General features: G+C 62.6%; 20 protein-coding genes. 8 read left to right on the top strand and 12 right to left on the bottom strand.

Features of this window, described 5'->3' with window-relative positions; genetic code table 11:
• Positions 1–19 precede the first annotated feature (19 nt).
• The 6 genes from AC50X9_RS05645 to AC50X9_RS05620 all read left to right on the top strand — a co-directional run bounded on the left by AC50X9_RS05645 (position 20) and on the right by AC50X9_RS05620 (position 5,324).
• Positions 20–775 carry a FadR/GntR family transcriptional regulator gene (locus AC50X9_RS05645; RefSeq protein ID WP_494891178.1) on the top strand — a complete coding sequence of 252 codons (756 nt, stop codon included), beginning with the start codon at positions 20–22 and terminating at the stop codon, positions 773–775.
• Positions 776–819: 44 nt separating this feature from the next.
• Positions 820–1,800, top strand: a complete 981-nt coding sequence (locus AC50X9_RS05640; protein WP_494891176.1) for an acyl-CoA thioesterase — start codon at positions 820–822, stop codon at positions 1,798–1,800.
• The gene (locus tag AC50X9_RS05635; RefSeq protein ID WP_494891174.1) at positions 1,790–2,476 is read left to right on the top strand and encodes a nitroreductase; all 687 of its coding nucleotides are present in this window, start codon (positions 1,790–1,792) and stop codon (positions 2,474–2,476) included. The genes AC50X9_RS05640 and AC50X9_RS05635 overlap by 11 nt, the downstream gene beginning before the upstream one ends.
• A gap of 71 nt (positions 2,477–2,547) precedes the next feature.
• Complete coding sequence (locus AC50X9_RS05630) at positions 2,548–3,726, top strand: thiolase family protein (RefSeq protein ID WP_494891172.1); 1,179 nt, start codon at positions 2,548–2,550, stop codon at positions 3,724–3,726.
• A 23-nt stretch (positions 3,727–3,749) separates the two neighbouring features.
• Positions 3,750–4,508 carry an SDR family NAD(P)-dependent oxidoreductase gene (locus AC50X9_RS05625; protein ID WP_494891170.1) on the top strand — a complete coding sequence of 253 codons (759 nt, stop codon included), beginning with the start codon at positions 3,750–3,752 and terminating at the stop codon, positions 4,506–4,508.
• Positions 4,509–4,550: 42 nt separating this feature from the next.
• Positions 4,551–5,324 carry a crotonase/enoyl-CoA hydratase family protein gene (locus AC50X9_RS05620; RefSeq protein WP_494891168.1) on the top strand — a complete coding sequence of 258 codons (774 nt, stop codon included), beginning with the start codon at positions 4,551–4,553 and terminating at the stop codon, positions 5,322–5,324.
• Between the two features lie 57 nt (positions 5,325–5,381).
• Here AC50X9_RS05620 and AC50X9_RS05615 read toward each other — a convergent pair whose 3' ends face one another.
• From AC50X9_RS05615 to AC50X9_RS05595, 5 genes are all read right to left on the bottom strand, one after another.
• Complete coding sequence (locus AC50X9_RS05615; RefSeq protein ID WP_494891166.1) at positions 5,382–6,119, bottom strand: FadR/GntR family transcriptional regulator; 738 nt, start codon at positions 6,117–6,119, stop codon at positions 5,382–5,384.
• Positions 6,120–6,229: 110 nt separating this feature from the next.
• On the bottom strand, positions 6,230–7,498 hold the full coding sequence (locus AC50X9_RS05610) for an NAD(P)/FAD-dependent oxidoreductase (RefSeq protein ID WP_494891164.1): 1,269 nt from the start codon (positions 7,496–7,498) through the stop codon (positions 6,230–6,232).
• 6 nt (positions 7,499–7,504) lie between these two features.
• On the bottom strand, positions 7,505–7,825 hold the full coding sequence (locus AC50X9_RS05605) for a 2Fe-2S iron-sulfur cluster-binding protein (protein ID WP_494891162.1): 321 nt from the start codon (positions 7,823–7,825) through the stop codon (positions 7,505–7,507).
• 114 nt (positions 7,826–7,939) lie between these two features.
• Complete coding sequence (locus AC50X9_RS05600; RefSeq protein WP_494891160.1) at positions 7,940–8,458, bottom strand: HtaA domain-containing protein; 519 nt, start codon at positions 8,456–8,458, stop codon at positions 7,940–7,942.
• A 105-nt stretch (positions 8,459–8,563) separates the two neighbouring features.
• Entirely contained in the window at positions 8,564–9,829 is a 1,266-nt protein-coding gene (locus AC50X9_RS05595) for a cytochrome P450 (RefSeq protein ID WP_494891158.1), read from the bottom strand.
• Between the two features lie 210 nt (positions 9,830–10,039).
• On the opposite strand from AC50X9_RS05595, the gene AC50X9_RS05590 reads away from it, so the two are divergent.
• Entirely contained in the window at positions 10,040–10,237 is a 198-nt protein-coding gene (locus AC50X9_RS05590; RefSeq protein WP_494891156.1) for a ferredoxin, read from the top strand.
• A gap of 239 nt (positions 10,238–10,476) precedes the next feature.
• Here the strand turns inward: AC50X9_RS05590 and AC50X9_RS05585 are convergent, their stop codons facing one another.
• The 6 genes from AC50X9_RS05585 to AC50X9_RS05560 form a co-directional block, all read right to left on the bottom strand.
• Positions 10,477–10,935: a nuclear transport factor 2 family protein gene (locus AC50X9_RS05585; RefSeq protein ID WP_494891154.1), complete on the bottom strand. Its 459-nt coding sequence runs from the start codon at positions 10,933–10,935 to the stop codon at positions 10,477–10,479.
• A gap of 90 nt (positions 10,936–11,025) precedes the next feature.
• The gene (locus AC50X9_RS05580; RefSeq protein WP_494891152.1) at positions 11,026–11,751 is read right to left on the bottom strand and encodes an ABC transporter ATP-binding protein; all 726 of its coding nucleotides are present in this window, start codon (positions 11,749–11,751) and stop codon (positions 11,026–11,028) included.
• Complete coding sequence (locus tag AC50X9_RS05575; protein WP_494891150.1) at positions 11,744–12,538, bottom strand: ABC transporter ATP-binding protein; 795 nt, start codon at positions 12,536–12,538, stop codon at positions 11,744–11,746. The genes AC50X9_RS05580 and AC50X9_RS05575 overlap by 8 nt, the downstream gene beginning before the upstream one ends.
• Positions 12,535–13,491, bottom strand: coding sequence for a branched-chain amino acid ABC transporter permease (locus AC50X9_RS05570; protein ID WP_494891148.1), 957 nt, complete (start codon positions 13,489–13,491; stop codon positions 12,535–12,537). Before AC50X9_RS05570 ends, AC50X9_RS05575 begins: the two co-directional genes overlap by 4 nt.
• Positions 13,488–14,375 carry a branched-chain amino acid ABC transporter permease gene (locus AC50X9_RS05565; protein ID WP_494891146.1) on the bottom strand — a complete coding sequence of 296 codons (888 nt, stop codon included), beginning with the start codon at positions 14,373–14,375 and terminating at the stop codon, positions 13,488–13,490. Before AC50X9_RS05565 ends, AC50X9_RS05570 begins: the two co-directional genes overlap by 4 nt.
• 115 nt (positions 14,376–14,490) lie before the next feature.
• Positions 14,491–15,690, bottom strand: a complete 1,200-nt coding sequence (locus AC50X9_RS05560; RefSeq protein ID WP_494891144.1) for an ABC transporter substrate-binding protein — start codon at positions 15,688–15,690, stop codon at positions 14,491–14,493.
• 355 nt (positions 15,691–16,045) lie between these two features.
• Here AC50X9_RS05560 and AC50X9_RS05555 point away from each other — a divergent pair, with 355 nt between their 5' ends.
• Positions 16,046–17,662: an FAD-dependent oxidoreductase gene (locus AC50X9_RS05555; RefSeq protein ID WP_494891142.1), complete on the top strand. Its 1,617-nt coding sequence runs from the start codon at positions 16,046–16,048 to the stop codon at positions 17,660–17,662.
• Positions 17,663–17,755: 93 nt separating this feature from the next.
• On the opposite strand, the gene AC50X9_RS05550 is transcribed toward AC50X9_RS05555, so the two are convergent.
• Positions 17,756–19,456, bottom strand: coding sequence for an FAD-dependent oxidoreductase (locus AC50X9_RS05550; protein WP_494891139.1), 1,701 nt, complete (start codon positions 19,454–19,456; stop codon positions 17,756–17,758).
• Between the last annotated feature and the right edge of the window lie 113 nt (positions 19,457–19,569).

Genomic DNA, 19,569 nt, shown 5'->3' with positions numbered 1-19,569 from the left:
ACCCAAGGATCTGGGGACGGTGAGTGAAGGAACCCATATGAGTGCGGCATCGTTACGCCCCCAGAAGACAGCCATGCTCGTCGCCAAGCGAATCGTGGCGGATATCCAGCGCCGCGGCAATACCGTTGGTGACCGGCTGCCGCCGGAGCGGGTGATGCTTGAGGAGTACAGTATCGGGCGTGGCACCCTGCGGGAGTCGCTGCGTTTCCTGGAGCTGCAGGGCGTTATTGCCCTCCGGCCGGGCCCCGGCGGTGGCCCCGTGGTACAGCAGCCGGACGGTAGCGGGCTGGCGACGGCCCTCACGCTGCTGCTGCAGTTCGAGAATGCCCCGTTCCGCACGATTGCCGAATCCCGCTCCGGGCTGGAGCCGATGATGGCCCAGCTGGCTGCGTCGCGGATGAGTGAAGAGCAGCTTGCGGAGCTGAAGTACAGCGTGGACCACATGGGGGAACATCTCGGGGACGAAGCCGAGTTCCTCGAAATGAACAAGCGCTTCCACGACATCATTGCGCACGGTTCCGGCAATGTGATGTTCGGCTACCTCGTGGAGTCGCTGCTCGGGATGCTTGATGGCAGTGCCATCGGCATCGATTACCCCGAGCACCGGCGCAGCGCCGTCCATAAGGCCCACGCGAGTATCTACGCCGCCATTGCCGCCCGCGACCCGGAGGCCTCCGCCACGGCCATGCACGAGCACATCGCCGCCTATGCGCGCTATGCGGAGCGCAAGTTTCCGGAGCTGCTCGACACCCCGATCTCCTGGTCCGCACGCTGAAGACTCCGGCAGCAGAACAGGACGGACAAGACAGGACCCGTGTGATGCCGAATACAACGAGAAGCGGGCCGCGACGCCTGGCCCAGACCGCGGAGGAGGCCTTCGAAGAGGTCTGCACGCTGCTTCGTCCAGTGCCAAGCGGCGGCGGCAAGTACATCGGCGGAACCCCGTCCGTAACGTGGGGCGTGCCCTACGGCGGGCTGCTTGTTGCGCAGGCACTCGCCGCCGCGGCGGCGAGCGTGCCGGAGGGATTCTGGATACGGAGCCTGCATGCCTATTTCGTCGACGCCGGCGCACCGAGCCGTAATGTGAGGCTCGACGTCATTCCTGTCCGAAACGGCCGTTCCACCTGCTGGCGCTCCGTGCACGTGATGCAGGACGAGCGCCTACTGCTCACGGCCGAGCTCACTTTTTCCCGGGATGCCACCGGGCCGGCGCACCAGACCCCGATGCCGCCGGTGCCGGCGCCGGAGCAATGCCTGAACGTCGGCACCGCCCTGGCAGGCTTCGACGACGTCCACGATTACTGGAATGAAGAGTCCGCATTCGACCTGCGCTACGTCACCAATCCGCCGCGGCTCGCCGCGGACGACGCCGCCGACGCGCAGCCGCAGTCGGCGGTATGGATCCGGGCCATGGGCACGGATCCGGACGATAGAGCCCTCAGCGCGGCACTGCTGGCCTATGCCAGCGACATGTGCATGCTCGATCCCCTGCTGAAGCCGCATGGCTTGTGGTGGGGCGGCGGCAGCGCCACCGGGTTTTCAATGGACCACTCCATGTGGTTCCACGCCCCCGCGCGGACGGACGAATGGATCCTTCTGGACCAACGCTCGCCGGCGCTGCGTGACGGCCGGGGCCTGGCGATTGCCGATATGTTCACGCGCAGCGGATCCCTGCTGTGCACGGTGGCGCAGCAGGGATCCTTACGGGTCGGAGTGCCGACCGCCAGCGCGGCAAGAGCCGGCGAAGCTGCGTCCGGCACGTGCGGATTTGCGAAGCCGAAAAAGAGCTGTGCGCGGTAGCAATCGAAACGTCGCCGGCCTGGAAGAGCTGCTGGATCAGCGGCACAGCTGCCGCGGGTTCCTACCCGACCAGGTGCCGGCGGAGACCATCACCAGGATCTTTGACCTGGCGCAGCGGACGGCGTCCTGGTGCAACACCCAGCCGTGGCAGGTGCACGTGACCAGCGGCGAAGGAACGTCCCGGTTCGCCAAAGGGCTGACCGAGCACGCCGCGGCCTCCTCGGTGCAGTCGGACCTCCCGATGCCCTCGGACCACGCCGGGGTATACCAGGAACTGCGGCGCGAGAGCGGTTTTGCGCTGTATAACGCCCTTGGCATCGACCGCGGCGACCGCGCCGGGCGGCCCGAGGAGGCTCTCCGCAACTTCTCATTCTTCGGCGCCCCGCATACCGCGGTCATCACCACGGACAAGGCGCAGGGCGTCTACGGTGCCATTGACTGCGGCGGGTACGCCGCCACGCTGCTGCTCGCGGCGCAGTCACTTGGTGTAGCCACCGTCGCGCAGGCTTCGATAGCCATGTACTCCGACTATGTCCGCTCCTTCCTGGACCTTCCGGAGGACCGCCTGGTGGTCTGCGCCATGTCCTTCGGCTTCGAGGATCCGGAACGTCCGGCCAACGCTCTGCGCACCAGTCGCGCCGAGTTATCCGAGGCCGTGCGGATTATTGCTTCATAACCCTCCCCATTGGCTAAAATGATTGCCTTCATGATGACAATCATGATAAGCAATAGGAGGAGGTTATACCCATGAACACTGACGCCTTGATCGTCGACGCACTGCGTACGCCCACCGGCCGCGGACGCCCCAGCGGAGCCCTTGCCGGAATCCATCCAGTGGATCTGCTAGCCCAGGCGCTGACTGCGCTTCTCGAGCGGACCGGCATCGACCCGAGTACCGTGGACGATGTGATCATAGGCTGTGTCTCCCAAACGGGAGAACAATCGGCCACTCCGGGGCGCATGGCCTGGCTTGCTGCCGGCTACCCGGCCCATGTTCCGGCCACCACCATCGACCGCAAGTGCGGATCCTCCCAGCAGGCAGTCCACTTCGCCGCGCAGGGCATCCTCGCCGGCGCCTATGACATCGTGATCGCCGGCGGCTTGGAGTCGATGAGCCGGGTCCCCATGGGCTCCGCCCGCGCCGGCGCGGATCCCTACGGGGCCGGCATTGCCGCCCGCTTCGCCCCGGGCCTGGTCTCCCAGGGTGTCGCCGCGGAGCTGGTGGCCGCCAAGTACGGAGTGAGCCGCGAAGCCCAGGATGAGTATTCCGTGCGCTCCCACCGGCTGGCTGTCGAGTCCGCCGTCGCCTTCGAGCGCGAGATCATTCCGGTCACCACTGCGGACGGCACCATCGTCACCGCGGACGAGACACCGCGACCCGGCACCACCGCCGAACGCCTCGCCAGCCTGAACCCCGTCTTCGAGACCCCGGAACTGAGCGGCCGCTTCCCGCAGATCGGCTGGTCCGTCACCGCCGGAAACTCCTCCCAGCTTGCCGACTCCGCGACGCTCGTCCTGCTCATGAGCGAACGCAAGGCACGCGAACTTGGGATCACTCCCCGCGCCCGGGTGCACGCCATGACCGCTGTTGGGGATGATCCCCTGCTGATGCTCACGGCCCCGATCCCGGCCACCGAAAAGATCTTCGCCCGTTCGGGACTGACGCTGGAGCAGATGGACCACATCGAGGTCAATGAAGCCTTCGCCCCCGTTCCGCTCGCCTGGCAAAGCCACTTCAATGCCGATCTGGAGAAGATCAACCCACGCGGCGGCGCCATCGCCCTGGGCCATCCGCTCGGCGCTTCAGGGACCCGGCTTATGACCACCATGCTCCACGCGCTGGAAGACAACCAGCAGCGCTACGGCCTCCTGCTCATGTGCGAGGCCGGCGGCATGGCGAACGCGACCATCATCGAACGTCTCTAACAACCCCGCAGGAGAGAAGAGCTATGAACATTAACGGAGCATCCGTCGTCGTCACCGGTGGCGCCTCGGGCCTCGGGGCGGCCACGGCCCGCCGCCTCACCGACGACGGCGCGAAGGTCGTTATCCTGGATCTGCCCACGTCCGCCGGTGTCGACGTGGCCGCCGAACTGGGCGCTACCTTCGTGCCCGCTGACGTCACGGACCCGGAGTCGGTCAATGCCGCGCTCGACGCCGCGGAAGATCTTGCCCCCCTGCGTGCCCTGGTGCACTGCGCAGGCCGCGGCGGTGCGCTGCGCCTGGTCGACCGCGACGGGAACCCAGGTTCCCTGGAAGTTTACGAGGGCGTAGTCCGAACCAACCTCATCGGAACCTTCAACGTCCTGAGCCTGGCCGCGGCACGGATGGCCCGGAACGAAGAGCTCGACGGCGAACGCGGCGTCTGCATCCTCACCGCCTCGGTCGCCGCGTACGAAGGCCAGATCGGCCAGATCCCGTATGCCTCGGCCAAGGCCGGTATCGTCGGCATGACCCTGGTCGCCGCCCGCGACCTGGCCAGCAAGCGTATCCGCGTCATGACGATCGCTCCGGGTCTGTTCGATACGCCCATCCTGGCCCGACTGCCAGAGAAGGTCCGCGATTCGCTGGCGCAGAGCGTCCCGAATCCGAGCCGGCTCGGTGAACCCGAGGAATACGCCTCGCTGGCCCAGCATATTATCGCCAACCCGATGCTCAATGGTGAAACCATCAGGCTCGATGGCGCCATCCGCATGGGCCCGCGCTAGCTAAACCGTAGTAGCGGGCACAATCCGCTGAGGAGAGAACAAATGACTCGTGAAGAACAGCCCCTGCTCGTTGAGGAACGCGGGCGCGTCCTGATACTGACGCTGAATCGGCCGCATGCCAAGAACGCCATGTCCCTGCAGCTCTCCGAGGAATTGGCCGACGCGTTTGATGTCCTGGACCGCCGTAGCGACCTCAGCGTTGCCGTCATCACCGGCAGCGGTGGCAGTTTCTGCGCCGGTATGGACCTGAAGGGCTTTGCCCGCGGTGAAATCCCCATTGTCCCCGACCGCGGCTTCGCCGGGCTCGTCCAGCGCCCGCCCCGGAAGCCGCTCATCGCGGCCGTCGAAGGCTATGCGCTCGGAGGCGGGTTCGAGATCGCCCTCGCCAGCGACCTTATCGTCGCAGCCGATAACGCCACTTTCGGCCTGCCAGAAGTAAAACGCGGTCTCACTGCCAATGCAGGCGGACTTCTCCGCCTGCAGCACCGTATCCCCTACCACTACGCCATGGAGCTCATTCTCACGGGCAGGATGCTGCCGGCAACGGAGGCTGCCGAACTGCACCTGGTGAACAGGCTCACCGAGCCAGGCGGAGCGCTGGAGGAGGCGCTCCGCCTGGCCGACGAGATCGCAAAGAACGCACCTCTGGCCCTGGCCGTCTCCAAACAGGTGATGGTGGAGTCGACCGACTGGTCGCTGGATGAAAAGTTCTCCCGCCAGCACAACCATGTGGACCCGATCCGCAAATCCAGCGACGCCGCGGAGGGTGCCCGCGCATTTGTGGAAAAGCGCGCCCCGCAGTGGATCGGACGATAGGGCAGGGCTAAGTCCCGGTGACGCCCAAGATGGCAGGGCCGTCTCGCAGTGGTCCTGCTACGCGCCTGTCCAGGAAACCGGTGCGTCGAGCAGATTCGGGAACTTGCGTTCCACATACTGTGCATACTGCGAAATATGGTCCATCATCGCGGCTTCGGCAAGCTTTGGATCCCGGGCGGCAATTGCGTTGTAAATGCTCACGTGGGCCTTGTGCACGGCAAGCCGGCGGTGCTCGGGGTAGTCGATACCGATCGCACTGCCGTCCAGCATGTCCAGCAGCGCATCAATGAGATAGCCGAACATCGAGTTGCCAGAACCGTGCGCAATGATGTCGTGGAAGCTCTTGTTCATCTTCAGGAACTCAGCCTCGTCCCCGACGTGGTCCAACATATGGTCGACACTGTATTTGAGTTCCGCCAGCTGACCATCGGTCATCCGCGCGGCTGCCAGTTGCGCCATCATGGGCTCCAGCGCCGTCCGGGCCTCCGAGATAGTGCGGAACGGGGCATTCTCGAACTGCAGCAGCAGCGTCAGTGCCGTCGCCAGGCCGCTGCCGTCCGGCTGCTGCACCACGGGGCCGCCACCGGGGCCCGGCTTGAGTGAGAGAACGCCGTGCAGCTCCAGGAAGCGCAGCGACTCCCGCAGGGTGCCACGCCCGACGCTGTACTCCTCAAGCATCACGCGCTCGGGCGGCAACCGGTCACCAACCTTGTTGCCCCGGCGCTGGATATCAGAAACGATCCGCTGAGCGACAAGCACGGCCGTTTTCTGGGGGCGAAGTGAAGCCTGCGTCATGGAAAGTCCTCCGGTCGCCGGGGTCTACCGCGTTGCGGCACCCTATAAGTCAGATCATAAGTATAGTCCGACTCAATAGCAGATGGTGCCCCGGCGATCCGGAGGAGCTGTCAGATGGCCTGCTCCAGCTCCACGGTCATCTTCTTCAGCGGCACGGTCGTATCAGCGGCCTGGTCGGCGGGGATAGTCAGCCCCTGGGCAAGGGCCGTCTTGACGGCCATGAAATCCACCGGATTGTTGATGCAGTCCACCCCTATCAGCTCGCCACCCTGGTAATACAGCACCGAGAACTTCTCACTAGCCGGTTGCCCGCGCGTGACGACTTGATCGAATCCTGCCGACAGACCCGCCATCTGGAGTTTGAGGTCCCCCTGGTCCGACCAGAACCATGGCACCATCCGGTAGGGAACCCGGCGACCCGCCAGCGTGGCGGCGGCATTGCGGGCCTGTTCGACGGCGTTGTTGACGCTCTCCAGCCGCACCCGGTCCAGTCCTCCGATCCGCGGCAGCGGATTGGGCAGGTCGGCGCAGTCGCCGGCGACAACCGTAGTGCCGTCTGACGCAGTGGAGAATTCGTCCACGATGATTCCATTGCCGCACGCGAGCCCGAGCTGTTCGGCTAGTTCGGTCCGCGGAACCACCCCGATGCCGACCAGCACGATCTCGGCCGGCACAATGCGCCCGCCCTCAAGCTCCACGCCGCTGACATGACCCTGACCATCGTCGATAAACCGGGCGATCTTCGCCTCGAGAGCGATCTCCAATCCGCGACCTAAATGGGCGTTCAGGAAGAAATCGGAGGTGACTTCACCCACGGCGCGGCCGATCAGGCGCGGGGCGACCTCAAGCACAGTGACACTCTTACCGAGTTTCCTGGCGCTGGCGGCGGCTTCCAGCCCCACGAACCCGCCGCCGACGATGACGACGTTCCGGGCCGTCTCCAACCGCGCCTTGAGACCTGCGGCATCATCGGCATCGCGCAGGTAAAGTACGCCGTCGAGTTCGGCGCCGTCCAGCGCCAGTTTGCGGGGCCGCGCCCCCACCGTCAGCGCCAGCCGGCTGAAGGCAAACGTCCGCCCTGAGGCGGAGGTGGCGACTCCTGCGCCGTCGTCGTTCTTTTCGATCGCCACAATGCGTTCGTTGACAACCAGCTCGATATTGTTCTTGTCGTAAAACTCCGGGGAGCGGAACGTCAGTGTTTCCGCCGTTACGGTACCCTGCAGGAAGGCCTTCGACAGTGGTGGGCGCTGATACGGGGAGTGTTGCTCCGCGCCAACAATGGTAATGGGTTCGGTGTAACCGAGCTCCCGCAGCGAACTAGCCAACTGCACGCCTGCCTGCGACGCGCCGACGATTAAGGTTCCGTGGTTCTCTTGCATGGCGGGCTAAACCTGGCTTTCCGGGGTATGTACGTACAGATGGACGCCGTCGGCCAACTTAATCTGGCAGGAAAGCCTTGAATGTTCCCGCCGCTCCTCTGTCGTGCCGTCCAGCATTTCGTCTTCTAGCTCGCTCATTGGGTCAAGTCGGTCGAAATCTTCGCCCCGGACGAAAACATGGCAGGTGGAGCAGGCCAGGGATCCCCCGCATTCGGCCACAATGCCTCGAACCCCATTGCGGACCGCAATTTCCATGACGGAGTCTCCGGCGTTGCCTTCGAGCACATCGACGCCGCCTGCTGCTGAGGTGTAGGTCACCTTTGGCATGATCGTTCCCTTTCGCTTCAGACGGACAGATCCTCCATCTATGCTTATGATTGTAACTATTTTCTTATGAGCCGCAACACGGGCCGGAAGGGAGGTGCGGGCCGGAGCCCGGGCTCAAGTTGCGCAGTATCTGACCGGCTCCAGGATTTCGCCGACAGGATAGACGTCGTTGAATACTGTGGATCCCCCGGGGGTCAGCCGGGCGGTCAGATGCGCCCAACCTTCCGGCAGTTGCTGCGTCGCGGTTTCATCGAGGGCCAGCGTGGCCAACTCGATTCTGCACTCGCGCTTGGGCCAGCGCTCGGCATCCAGCACAGTGAGCACCGCCGTCGAACCCTTGAATTCGATCCACGGGTCCACGATCATGACAAAAAGCATTCCCGCATGACCGGCATAACGAACGTCGCCGCGATACCTGATGACTCCCTCGCCGGAGACGGGGTCGTAGTCCGAAGCGTCGTCCAGCTCGAAAAAGTACACTCCACGCTCCGTCTCCGTCGCGCCATGCCCGGCCCCGCGCCTGCCATCAGGCATGGCATCGATATAGCGCGCGAAACTGCGCTTGACCCCCCATGACAACCCAGGCCTGGTCCGCTCCGGATTCGAGTCCGCGTTCGACGTCGAATTTCTCATATTGCTGGTCCTCCGTGGATTTAAGAACGGCCGGACTGCCGCCGTGCAGGGGCGGCAGTCCGGATCCTTGGTTAGCTCCGAAATATCGAAGCCCGTGGCGCAGTATCAGAGGCGCTCTTCCAGGCGGCGCTTGCCCGGCGTAAACGTTGCCGGCAGCTTGTCAAAGCCGGTATTGACGCCCTGCTGCGGGTAGCGGACGACGCTTTCCTCGTCCACCTTGTAGTCGGGCATACGCTGGAGGATTTCCGTCAGGATGGTGCGAGCCATCAACCGGCCCAAGTGCGAGCCGGCGCATCGATGGCTTCCCACTCCAAAGGAAAGATGGCGGTTCGGCGAACGCTCGATATCGAGCACATCGGGGTTCACAAATCCCGCCGCTTCATCGCGGCTACCGGAACCCCAGGCCAGAAGCACCCGGTCCCCCGTCTTCATGTGCACGCCGTGGAAGTCAACATCCTGGGCCACCGTGCGGGCCAGGGCCTGGGTCGGCGAGAAATAACGCAGGAACTCCTCCACCGCGTTCTGCATGAGTTCAGGTTGGTCAATCAACCGCTGACGCACATCCGTATTCTGGGACAGCCAGAGTATTGCCTGGCCAGACAACGAGGCCACGGTACCCACACCGCCGGAGACAATCAGCTCAATCATGCACAGCGCATCTTCTTCGGTGATCGGCTGACCGTCAATTTCATGGCTAAGGATGAAACTGATCGGGTCGTCACCTGGATTCCGACGGCGCTCCGAAATAGTTCTCCTGATCACGTCCGTCAGATAAGGAATCTCAACCTCGGTTGCCTGGATGTAATCCGGGCTACCGACCTGCGCCGACAAAACCTTCCGATGCGCAAAGGCATGTCGGCGCCAGTCCTCAAGCGGCAGCGTCAGCCAATCGATAGTGATGATGGCCGGGATGCCGGTTAGCGTAGCAAAATCCGCCTCGCCGGACTCAATAATGTCGTCGATGAACAAGGCCGTGTACTTCTCCACCATGGGCTGCATCGCCTTGACGGCAGACGGGGACAGCAGGGCGTTCATGATCCTGCGGTACTTCATGGAGGCGGGCGGGTCGAGCTCAATCGGAAAATGTTCAGTCATCGGCCGCTTGGGGATGGTAATTTCCTGCCCCTCCCCCCCATACGTGGTCCGCCGGGAAGAAAAAACATCGTCATCCCGTGCGGCGTCGAAAACGGCCTCGTAGCCACTGAGGACCCAATAGCCGTCCCATGACTCGCTCCAGGCCACCGGGTGCTTCTCCCGTAGGGAGCGGTAGCTGGCCACCGGATCCGCACTGTGTTCCGCCGAGTTGTGGTCAAAGTCGACCACGGGTCGAACGTCCTGCCCTACGGTCAGTTCCGCCGTCTGCTCTGTCATGGCATTTCTCCTTTGCTGCTACAGGCTCTAGACCAAATGGGCGCATGCGCACCATGCGGTCTGCGAAATACATCCTTGTATCTACTAACTATTATACTAGAATAGGTTGCATCGACCGTCTATAGCCGGAGTGATTCTTCAAGAATCCACTGCACTACCAGCGGCCACGAGGGTCCCCCGATTCAGGCACCACAACCAGTAGGAGAACTGATGCGCATCAATATCGATCGGAAAGTCTGCCAAGGGCACGGTGTGTGCCAGATGACGGCAGTGACCCTCTTTGAACTCTCAGATGAGGACGGCCTGGCCTACGTTTCAGTGGATCCGGTCCCTGAAGAGCTTCATGATCAGGCCATCCTTGCTGTAAACAACTGTCCGGAGCGCGCCATTAGTCTCGTCGAGGGCTGATACCCGCCTGGCTTGCCGCCATCCGGGCAACAGCATCCAACCAAACCGGGGCACTGATACCCGGGGCCCGGGTGGCGCGAGGTGGGCCGCCCGGCGGCAACCGGGACCAGCAAGACAGGAAATAGCAGCGGAACCGACTGATGTCGGTTCCGCTGCTATTTCCTGTGATGTTGCTCGGTACGCCGGATGCCGACGAAACCGAGGGCTGCAGGTACCGAACGGTGCCGGCCCTGGCAATTCTAGGAAGCAGCCACTCCGGCCCCCGTCCATGCCTCAGTGGCCTGCGGCAGCTGGAGTACCCGCTGGACTGCAATCTTCTTGTGCGCCAGTTTCAGCACACCGTCAACTTCTCGAAGGATGTCCTGGTAGGAACCGATAACACGTCTTGTCGCCTGCGACTCAAACATGGTCGCTTCGAAGTAGGCCTGCGTTTGGATGCTGCCATCCGGCAGACGATCGGCAAGGACGTTCGTGACCACATGCTTCAGGCCCTCGGTCTTCGAGGCAAATTGCGCCCGATAGACGTCCAGAAAGGGCTCCATTCCCGACCGTGTTCCCTCTGCCCGGGTAATTTGTATGTCTTCGGTGACCATGGCGCGTAGCGCCTTAAGGTCCCCGGTGTCCACGGCCAGGGCATAGTGGTAGAGGAGCCTTGCCGCGCGCATGCTCAGTTCCGTCTGGTTCTCAGTGCTGTACATTATGTTCTCCTGCAGCCGGTAGTGCGTGGTCCGCCGCTTGGCGCGGCCTCGTCGGTGATCGAGCGCATCCACGGGTGATGTTCCGCAGTGTCAGACTTCTTCGTCTTCCAGCGCCGCCTCGCCAAGGAATGCGCGAAGTACGGACTTGTTCGACCGTGCTTCTGTGGCCTTGCCGCTGAAGACGACCTCTCCCCGGGCAACGGCCACAACCTCATCCGCGACTTCGAGACCTGCTTCGGCGTTCTGCTCCACCATCAGGATGCCGATTCCGGAATCCGCCATGATCCGCACATTCGCAAGGACGGAGTCCACCACCGCGGGGGCAAGACCCATTGACGGCTCGTCCATCAGCATGACCGTGGGCTCCGACATCAGAGCCCGGCCGAAGGCGAGCATCTGCTGCTCACCGCCGCTGAGAAGACCGGCCATGCCTTTGCGCCGCTGGCCCAGAATCGGAAACATTTCATAGACCTGGTGCAGGTTCTTCTCGTAGTTCGCTTTCGAAGCCGTATAGGCGCCCAGGCGGAGATTCTCCTCGATGGTCAGCGGGGCAAAAACCCGGCGCCCTTCGGGCACCAACACCACTCCCCGTCGAACCATTTTGTAGGACGGCAATCCGGATACGTCCTGGCCTTTGAGTATCACTTGCCCTGAATCCGGTGAATGAAGCCCTGCGATCGTACGCAAGGTTGTGCTCTTGCCTGCGCCGTTGGCCCCCAGGACAAGGGTGACGCTGCCGGCGCGGACCTCAAGCCCGACCCCTCTAACGGCCGTAATTTTTCCGTAGCTGGCGAACAGATCACGAATCTCAAGCATTTTCCCGCCATTTCTTTCCAAGGTATGCCTCCTGGACCGCGGGGTTTCGCACGACATCATGCGGCAGCCCCTCGGCAATGAGCACCCCTGCGTTCATAGCAAAAAGGTAGTCACAGGTATCGAGCATCATCTGCACGTCGTGCTCCACGAGCAGCTGCGCCAGGCCCTCCGAACGCAGGTCCCGCAGCAACTGGGAGATATCGGTACGTTCCTGCTGGTTCATGCCCGCTGTGGGCTCATCCAACAGCAGCAGCCGGGGATTCATTGAGATGGCCCGGGCAATTTCCACCCGGCGCTGCGTGCCATAGGACATCTCGGCCGGGCGGAAATCCTCGAAGCCTCTCAGCCCGGTTCGCTCTATGGCTTCTTCGACTGCCGGCGATGTCGCATTGCTGAAGGTGCGCCGGAAGGGATTTGTCCTTGCCTGGCCCTCAGGAAACCCGACGTCGGCACCGAGCTGGATATTCTGCCGAACGGTGAGATCCGGCAACAGCCGTACCGTCTGAAAGGTGCGGGAAATCCCGCGTTTGGCCACCGTGGATGCCGGCGCCTGATGGTACTCCGTCTTTTCGAAAAACATCTCGCCCCGGGTCAACGGTATGAGCCTCGTAAGGGCAGCCAGAAGCGTACTCTTGCCTGAGCCGTTGGGCCCGATGATCCCGAATATCTTGTTTTCGGTGAGCGTCAGGTTCAGCCCGTCCACGGCCTTTACACCGCTGAAATGGATGGCGAGATCGCGCACCTCAAGAACCACGCCCTCTGGCCTTACGGCTGCCTCGGTTGTCATTTCTGCGGCTCCTTCGCCTCGTCCGACGCCAAGTTTCGGATCGCCATCAGTTCCTCGTCCAGAGCCGTTTCGGGTTCAACCTGTGCCAGGACGCCGGTACCCGTCCTGCGTCGTCGCTGGGATCGACGCCATGCATCGGATGCAACACCGTGCAGCCCGCCTGGGATCCACACCGCCGCCGCCACCACGATGACGCCGTAGACGATGTGCTGCCAGTGCCCCGTTACTTCAAGGAAGTACCGGAGCCAGGTGAAGATCAACGCGCCGATCACCGCGCCTTTCCAGGAACGGGTCCCACCCACGATGATCATGGTCAGCGCCAGGACGATAAGCGGGAAACCAATGTCCATTGAGCTGACGGTAGTGCGCACCAGCACGTTCATTGCTCCAGCACAGCCGCCGAGCATGGCACTGGCCGCAAAAACGTTGACGCGGTAACGGCGGACGTTGATGCCCATCGACGCGGCCAATTCGGGATCCTCCCGCACTGCATCAATCCGGCGGCCGATACGGCCGCGCTCCGTGAGGGCTACCAGGACCAGACCAATGATCGCGATCACGTATAGCTGCAGGCTGGTGAAATCGGAGAGCACGCCAAACAGTCCGGTTGAGCCGCCGGTCAGATCGCCGCCATTGATGACGAGCACGCCAATGACTAGGCAAAAGGCCATCGTTGCCATGGCCAGGTAGAGCCCGTCGAGCTTCTGCAACAGGATGCCCAGGAACAGGCCTATGATACCTGCGGCAATTGTGGCAATGGCTATCGCGGTGATCGCATCCATCTCATACTGCAGCACCAGGATGGCGGCGAAATAGCTGCCGAGGCCGTATGCGCCAACTCCGGCGAAGGAGAAAACGCCTGTCCGCATGGGCAGCTGCACGCTCAGGGCGAGCAGGAGTCCGGTGAACGTGGCCTGGACCAGGATAAGGTTCGATGTGTACCAGTCCGTCATGTCCGACGCACCTCCTTTTTGCCGAATAGTCCGGTGGGCTTCAGCAGCAGAACGGCGAATATCAGCCCGAACGAGATCGCTTCAACCCATGTTCCGCTGGTGTAGATGAGCACATAGGTTTCCGAAAACGCCAGGATAAATGATCCGACGACCACTCCGAGGGTGCTCCCGACGCCGCCTAGGATGATGACGGCAAAGGCCTTGATCAGCAGCGTCTCGCCGCTCTCCGGTGTAATTGCACCGATGCTGAAGGTGAACAGGACCCCTGCAAGTCCTGCCAGTCCCCCTGCCACGGCCATGATTCCCAATCCGAGCCGGCGGCGGTCTATGCCCATCATCGAGGAGACCTCCGCATCCACGCCGATTGAACGGAGGGCAAGTCCCTGGCGTGACTTATGCAGCCACCTGGCTACCACAGCACCGAGCCCGACCGCCGCAACAATGGTGATGATTTCGATGTTGGTGATTCGCAGGCCCCCAGCCGAGTAGGTCTCGACCTGGAAGGTGCTGTTCGAGAATCCAAAAGGATTGCTCATGGTAGCTATCTGTGCGATCGCCAGAGGAATACCGGCCAGACCAACGCCACCGATCAGCATCTGCATCTCCGCCATCTTGGGATTCTTCGTCCGTTTTTGAATCTGTTCAAATACGGCGACCTGGATGAAGAGAGAGAGTGCCACGCCGACGACGACGCCGATCACGATGAGTGCCACCAAAGGCAGCTGGACTACGGTGACGAGGAGATAGCCCGTGAATGCCGAAAACATAAAGATTGATCCGTGGGCAAAATTCAAAATACCAATCGTTCCCCACACCAGGCTCATCCCTAGCGCAAACAGAAGATAGATTGAGCCCAGTGACACTGCGCTGATGATGTCTTGCAAAGCGGTTCACTTCCCTGCAGCTTGTCGATGCCGAACGGCGCCGTGTGATGGAGCGGTTCTTACGGTCGTTCCACCACACGGCACCGCGGCGTGGCGGTGAATTGCCCGAGGGAAATTACTTGACGTCGGACGCCGGGTAAAGGAACACCTCTTTGGTTCCATCCCACTGGACGACCACGCCAGGAACCTCAAGATCGCGGTCCTTGAAGTTGAGATTTTCACCCAGCGCTCCAGTGAACGGTTTCGCGGCGACTTCATCCATGCCGGCCTGTAGCTTGGTCCGATCGGCACTGTTGGCAGCCTTGAGGGATCTGGCCATGAACCACATTGCATCGTAAGACTCGGCCGCGTAGTTCATCGGCGTCTCACCGTATGCCGCCGTATACGCCTCAACAAACTTCTTCGCGGCGCTGCCCGCCATCATGGGGCTGAAGTCCACCGGCCAGGCCATGCCTGCCCCATCATCACCTGCGGGTGCCAGGCTCTTGAAGCCGGCCCCTGAGTTGCCGATAACGGCGCCCTTGTAGCCAGCCTGGCGCAAGGCCTTCATCGCTGACGGATTGGCAGCACCAATCTGGATGATCGCCACTCCATCAGGATTAGACTTGAGGATGTTGGATACCGGCGCGTTGAAGTCCTGCGTGGTTGCCTGCGTGGACACGCTTGCAGTGATCTTGATGCCCAGCTCGGCGGCGATAGCCGGGATGGTCTGCTCCGCGACGGCTACCAGTGTCGGGCTTGCCGCGGTGTAGAGAATGCCAAGGGATTTCCAGTTCTGATCCTGGACGAACTTCTTGATGATGGGGTAGTAAGCCGTCATGAGCGGCGTAAGCCGGTAAGTGTAGTCGCCAACAACAACACCCTTGCTGCCCGCTTGGGTGAAGATGATCGGCACCTTGCTCTTCTGTGCGATGGGAGCCTGGGCGACCGCTTCTGCGCTCATTACCGAACCGAAGATGGCCGAGACACTCTTATCGGCGATGGCCTGCGTCACTTGGCTGGCAGCCGTCTGCGCGTTGGCACCCGTATCGACGGTCTTCAGCGCAATCTTCGTCTCGCCGAGGAACTTCGATTCGTTGATCTCCTTGGCCGCCAGTTCGTAGCCCTTGTTCGCCGAGATTCCGACCGCGCCCACGGAACCAACCAACGGATTGCTGCTGACCACATTGACCACAGCCGGCAGGCTGCCCGCGGCCGTGCTGCCCGTATTAACGTTTCCGCTAGCGCTGCCGCAGGCGGCAACACTCAACAGGCCGGCCACGACCACAGTCGCCTGGGCCAGACGCATCGGTCCTCGAAAAACATTACTGACCATCGTAGTTCTCCTCATTGAGATGATGATTATCATTCATATGTTGCTCATCAGAGTAAGGCGACGCTGGCGGCTTTGTAAAGATCCCCGGCCGATGTAAATCTCCCTATCCACCTCACACTTAAGACCCATCCGGCACCGCGGCCGGCGGGCAAGAGATTCGCGGAAAGCGAAGTTGAGTGTATGTTAACCATCATCATGAATTTTGGTACACGTGACGTCTCTGCCGACAGCCAATGCCGGCACTCGGAAGCTTCCAGTCCGTTCCCCGCCAGCGGACTGATTCGCCTGGAACCGAAGGCCTGGGGCCCGATTCACCCGAACGTCCCAGCTGTCCGCTGTCTGAAAGGAACCCGTTATGAATGAAATTCGAAGCCACTACGATGTCGTCGTCCTGGGGACCGGCGCTGCCGGTCTGACCGCGGCCCTGGCTGCAGCCACCTCCGGGGCCTCGGTTGGCCTCTTCGAAAAGGCGGACGTCGTCGGCGGTACCACGGCACTCTCCAGCGGAGTCGTGTGGCTCCCCAACAACAAGTACGCCGCCGCGGACGGCGTCGAAGACTCCCGGGACGAGGCTCTGGCGTACCTCGAGTCCCTCTCGCACGGGATGATACTGCCCGAGCTGGCCGAGGCCTTCGTTGACAGCGGCAGTGAGCTGATCGAATGGCTGGAGGATTCCACCCCACTTAAGCTCCGGCTTGTGCCTGGCTTCCCCGACTATCACCCCGAACACCCTGGCGGGAAGACTCTGGGCGGCCGTTCGTTGGAGCCCGAGCTCTTCTCCTTCGACCGGATCGATGGTTGGGGAAGTCAGATGGTCGGCAGCCCCCGCCCCATGCGCGTGACCGAAACGCCCATCGGCGGCGGCACCGGCATCTTGGACCCGGAGGTCGAGGCCTCGCGGCGCGAAGCCTCGGTCGAAGGACTGGGCCGGGCTATGGTCGGAGCGCTACTGCGTGGTTGCCTGGACCACGGGGTGATACCTGTCACCGGTGCACGGGCGCGGAAACTGGTGATCCGGGACGGTGCTGTCACGGGCGTCGAGCTGGAAACGGCGGAAGGGATCCGCGAGATCAGCGCCGGGGCGGTCATCCTGGCCACTGGTGGTTTCGAGTCCGATCAGGCGCTGGTGCGGGACTTCCTGCGCGGTCCCGTGCGTCTCCCGGCCGGTGTACCGAGCAATACCGGCGACGGTCTGCGGATGGCAATGCGCATCGGAGCGCAGCTGGGCAACATGCGTGAAGCGTGGTGGGTTCCTGTGATCGAGCTGCCGGGCCAACGCGCTGACGGGGGAAACAATGTGCTCCTGATTCTGCGGGAACGGACCCTGCCCCGCTCGATCGTCGTCAACCGCCACGGAATGCGCTTCACCAACGAAGCCGCCAACTACAATGCCCTGGGCGGAGCCTTCCACCAGCTCGACGCCACGGCATTCGAGTATGTCAACCAGCCCAGCTGGCTGGTGTTCGACCAGGGCTTCGTGGAGCAATATGGGGGCTTCGGTGTACCCGCGGGCGGACGGGTCCCCGAATGGATCACCAGAGCGGACGACCTGCCCGGCCTGGCGGCAAGCATCGGGGTTCCCGCCGACGCCCTCGAAGCCACAGTCAGCCGCTGGAACGAACTCGTCGCCGCCGGCCACGACGACGACTTCCGTCGGGGAGACAGCGCCTATGACGGGTGGTGCGGCGACCGCTCGGCGTACCCGGGAACTGGAGCAACGCTTGGTCCGCTGAACACCGGTCCGTACTACGCGGTGGAGCTCATCGGCTCGACGCTCGGGACCAAGGGCGGACCTCGGACCGACATAGACGGCGCCGTGCTCGATGTGGATGGGAACACCATCCCGGGACTCTTCGCCGCAGGAAACGTCATGGCCGGCCCCACCGGGATGGTCTACGGAGGAGCAGGAGGCACGCTCGGACCGGCCCTCGTCTTCGGCTACCGCGCGGGACGACGCGCCGCAAAGGGCTGATACTGATCCACAAGACAAAGAAGCGGGTCCGGTTCAATCTCCGGACCCGCTTCTTGCGTTGATGAACCTGAAACTGCCTGCGTTGGCGGCTGATTAGACCACGGTTGCTCCTCCGAGCTCGTTGCTGACCAGGTAGGCGACCGTCAGCCCCCGGCCAAGCGCAATGCCGCTATTATACCCTGTACCCGTGGTGGTAAGCGCCGCACACGAACCCACCGCATACAGGCCGGAAATAGGCTGCCCCGACTCATCAAGCACGTGCCCGTCACCATCGGCATGGATGCCGCTGGAGCCGATTCCGGTCCCGACGAAGCGCAGGCGGAACCCGTGGAACGGCGCTTCGGTGATGGGACCCAGCACAGGATTCGGCGTATTCGACGGATCCCCGGCGAATTGTCGAACATAGGTTACGGTTCCGCGTCCAAATTCAGGATCCTCACCTCGGAGGGCGTTCTCACTGAATTTGGCGGCAGTCTCGGTGAGTTGCCCCCCGTCTATTCCCAGCGCCCCCGCCAGGGCGCTCAGCGTGGGGGCCGAAGTCACCAATCCCTCGGGATAGGTCCCGCCGGGGGGCGTAATGCCCAAACCGTACTTTTGATGGTGCTGTTCATCGAAGATCAGGAAGAAGGGCAGGTGCTTGTCCTCGGGGTCCATTGTCTTTGCGACGATATCCACCCAGTAGGAGTCGTCGCAATACCGTTTGCCCGTCTTATCCACGATCATGGCATGCGGCATTGCATAGTCCGGCCCGTAAGCGAACCCTGAGCCGAGATCGGATTTCCAGCCCGGCAACATCGGCACCGATGTAGCCGGGATCTTGGCCACGGCGCCACCCACGGCCCGGGCAAGCTTAATGCCGTCTCCGCGCAGGCTCTCCGGGGCTACACTGCCGAAATCCTCCGGCCCAAGACCAACCATCTCCTGGACAAGCTCGGGGTCCCAGTCATAAGTGCTGGTTGCCAGAACAACAGGGCCGCGGCGTTCGACCGTTCCATCAGGGCCCTGTGCCCGCATACCCACTACCTTGCCGTCGTCGTCGGTCAGCAGCTCAGTGACCCGGTGCGAGGGATGAATCACCACATTCTCCTCCTGCAGGACCCGTGCCAGGAAGCTTGCAACAACACCGGTTCCAAAAGTTAGGGCGTCACTTCCGTCCTCAGCTCCGGACCAGCCCTCCCTGTTCTCCGGAAGCCCAAAGCCCTGGACGCCTGCGTGTTCGCCGCCGGAGTCGTTGTCGTCGACATAGGTCAGGCGGCGGCCTTTCACGAACATGTCGGCATAGGTGGTGCCGACCGGAAAATAAGGGCTGACTCTAAGCTTTTCACGCCACGAGCCAAGCGCACTGCCATCGATCACTTGGTTGGTCAGGTACCGGCCGGCGGGAAGTGCCCCATCGGCCTCGTTATGGTAGTCCGCCAGGCCAGGAATTACCGTCCACTTGATCGCACCCACTTCTTCCCAGTACTTCATCGCAACCGGAGAAGTCTGCAGCCAGCGGTGCATGGCCGCTTCATCGAGAAGCTCCGGCTGGTTGTGGGCAATGGACCGAATGTAGCGCTCGGCCAGGTCGAGATTATCCTCAATACCTTCCCGCTCGGCGACATGATTAGCCCCGACCCAGACCTGCCCTCCAGAGTAAGCCGCGGCCCCGCCGACCAGATCAGCGGCCTCAAAAACGGTCACTGACCTCCCATGCAGTGCCGCTCCGAGCGCTGTGGCCAGTCCGGAAAGGCCGGCCCCAACTACGATTACGGTCTCTTCGGGGGTCTCGCTAGGGCTGTTTCCTCTTGTCATGTTTTGCTCCTTTTATCGGACTCGGAAGTGTGCTGGGGGCTGCCAGCCGCGGGGATTCCACCACGGATTTCGGCTGACACGATGGAGCGGTCCAGTCACCACGGGCGTGGCTG

The sequence above is a fragment of the Pseudarthrobacter sp. HLT1-3 genome, assembly GCF_059383535.1.
This window is presented reverse-complemented; position numbering and strand designations above follow the sequence as displayed.

Excerpts from the sequence above, each read along its gene's own strand:
- AC50X9_RS05560 (WP_494891144.1), bottom strand. The coding sequence starts at position 15,690 with ATGGTCAGTAATGTTTTTCGAGGACCGATGCGTCTGGCCCAGGCGACT.
- AC50X9_RS05600 (WP_494891160.1), bottom strand. The coding sequence starts at position 8,458 with ATGAGAAATTCGACGTCGAACGCGGACTCGAATCCGGAGCGGACCAGG.
- AC50X9_RS05555 (WP_494891142.1), top strand. The coding sequence starts at position 16,046 with ATGAATGAAATTCGAAGCCACTACGATGTCGTCGTCCTGGGGACCGGC.
- AC50X9_RS05625 (WP_494891170.1), top strand. The coding sequence starts at position 3,750 with ATGAACATTAACGGAGCATCCGTCGTCGTCACCGGTGGCGCCTCGGGC.
- AC50X9_RS05640 (WP_494891176.1), top strand. The coding sequence starts at position 820 with ATGCCGAATACAACGAGAAGCGGGCCGCGACGCCTGGCCCAGACCGCG.
- AC50X9_RS05570 (WP_494891148.1), bottom strand. The coding sequence starts at position 13,491 with ATGACGGACTGGTACACATCGAACCTTATCCTGGTCCAGGCCACGTTC.
- AC50X9_RS05620 (WP_494891168.1), top strand. The coding sequence starts at position 4,551 with ATGACTCGTGAAGAACAGCCCCTGCTCGTTGAGGAACGCGGGCGCGTC.
- AC50X9_RS05610 (WP_494891164.1), bottom strand. The coding sequence starts at position 7,498 with ATGCAAGAGAACCACGGAACCTTAATCGTCGGCGCGTCGCAGGCAGGC.
- AC50X9_RS05605 (WP_494891162.1), bottom strand. The coding sequence starts at position 7,825 with ATGCCAAAGGTGACCTACACCTCAGCAGCAGGCGGCGTCGATGTGCTC.
- AC50X9_RS05590 (WP_494891156.1), top strand. The coding sequence starts at position 10,040 with ATGCGCATCAATATCGATCGGAAAGTCTGCCAAGGGCACGGTGTGTGC.
- AC50X9_RS05630 (WP_494891172.1), top strand. The coding sequence starts at position 2,548 with ATGAACACTGACGCCTTGATCGTCGACGCACTGCGTACGCCCACCGGC.
- AC50X9_RS05575 (WP_494891150.1), bottom strand. The coding sequence starts at position 12,538 with ATGACAACCGAGGCAGCCGTAAGGCCAGAGGGCGTGGTTCTTGAGGTG.
- AC50X9_RS05595 (WP_494891158.1), bottom strand. The coding sequence starts at position 9,829 with ATGACAGAGCAGACGGCGGAACTGACCGTAGGGCAGGACGTTCGACCC.
- AC50X9_RS05550 (WP_494891139.1), bottom strand. The coding sequence starts at position 19,456 with ATGACAAGAGGAAACAGCCCTAGCGAGACCCCCGAAGAGACCGTAATC.
- AC50X9_RS05585 (WP_494891154.1), bottom strand. The coding sequence starts at position 10,935 with ATGTACAGCACTGAGAACCAGACGGAACTGAGCATGCGCGCGGCAAGG.
- AC50X9_RS05615 (WP_494891166.1), bottom strand. The coding sequence starts at position 6,119 with ATGACGCAGGCTTCACTTCGCCCCCAGAAAACGGCCGTGCTTGTCGCT.
- AC50X9_RS05580 (WP_494891152.1), bottom strand. The coding sequence starts at position 11,751 with ATGCTTGAGATTCGTGATCTGTTCGCCAGCTACGGAAAAATTACGGCC.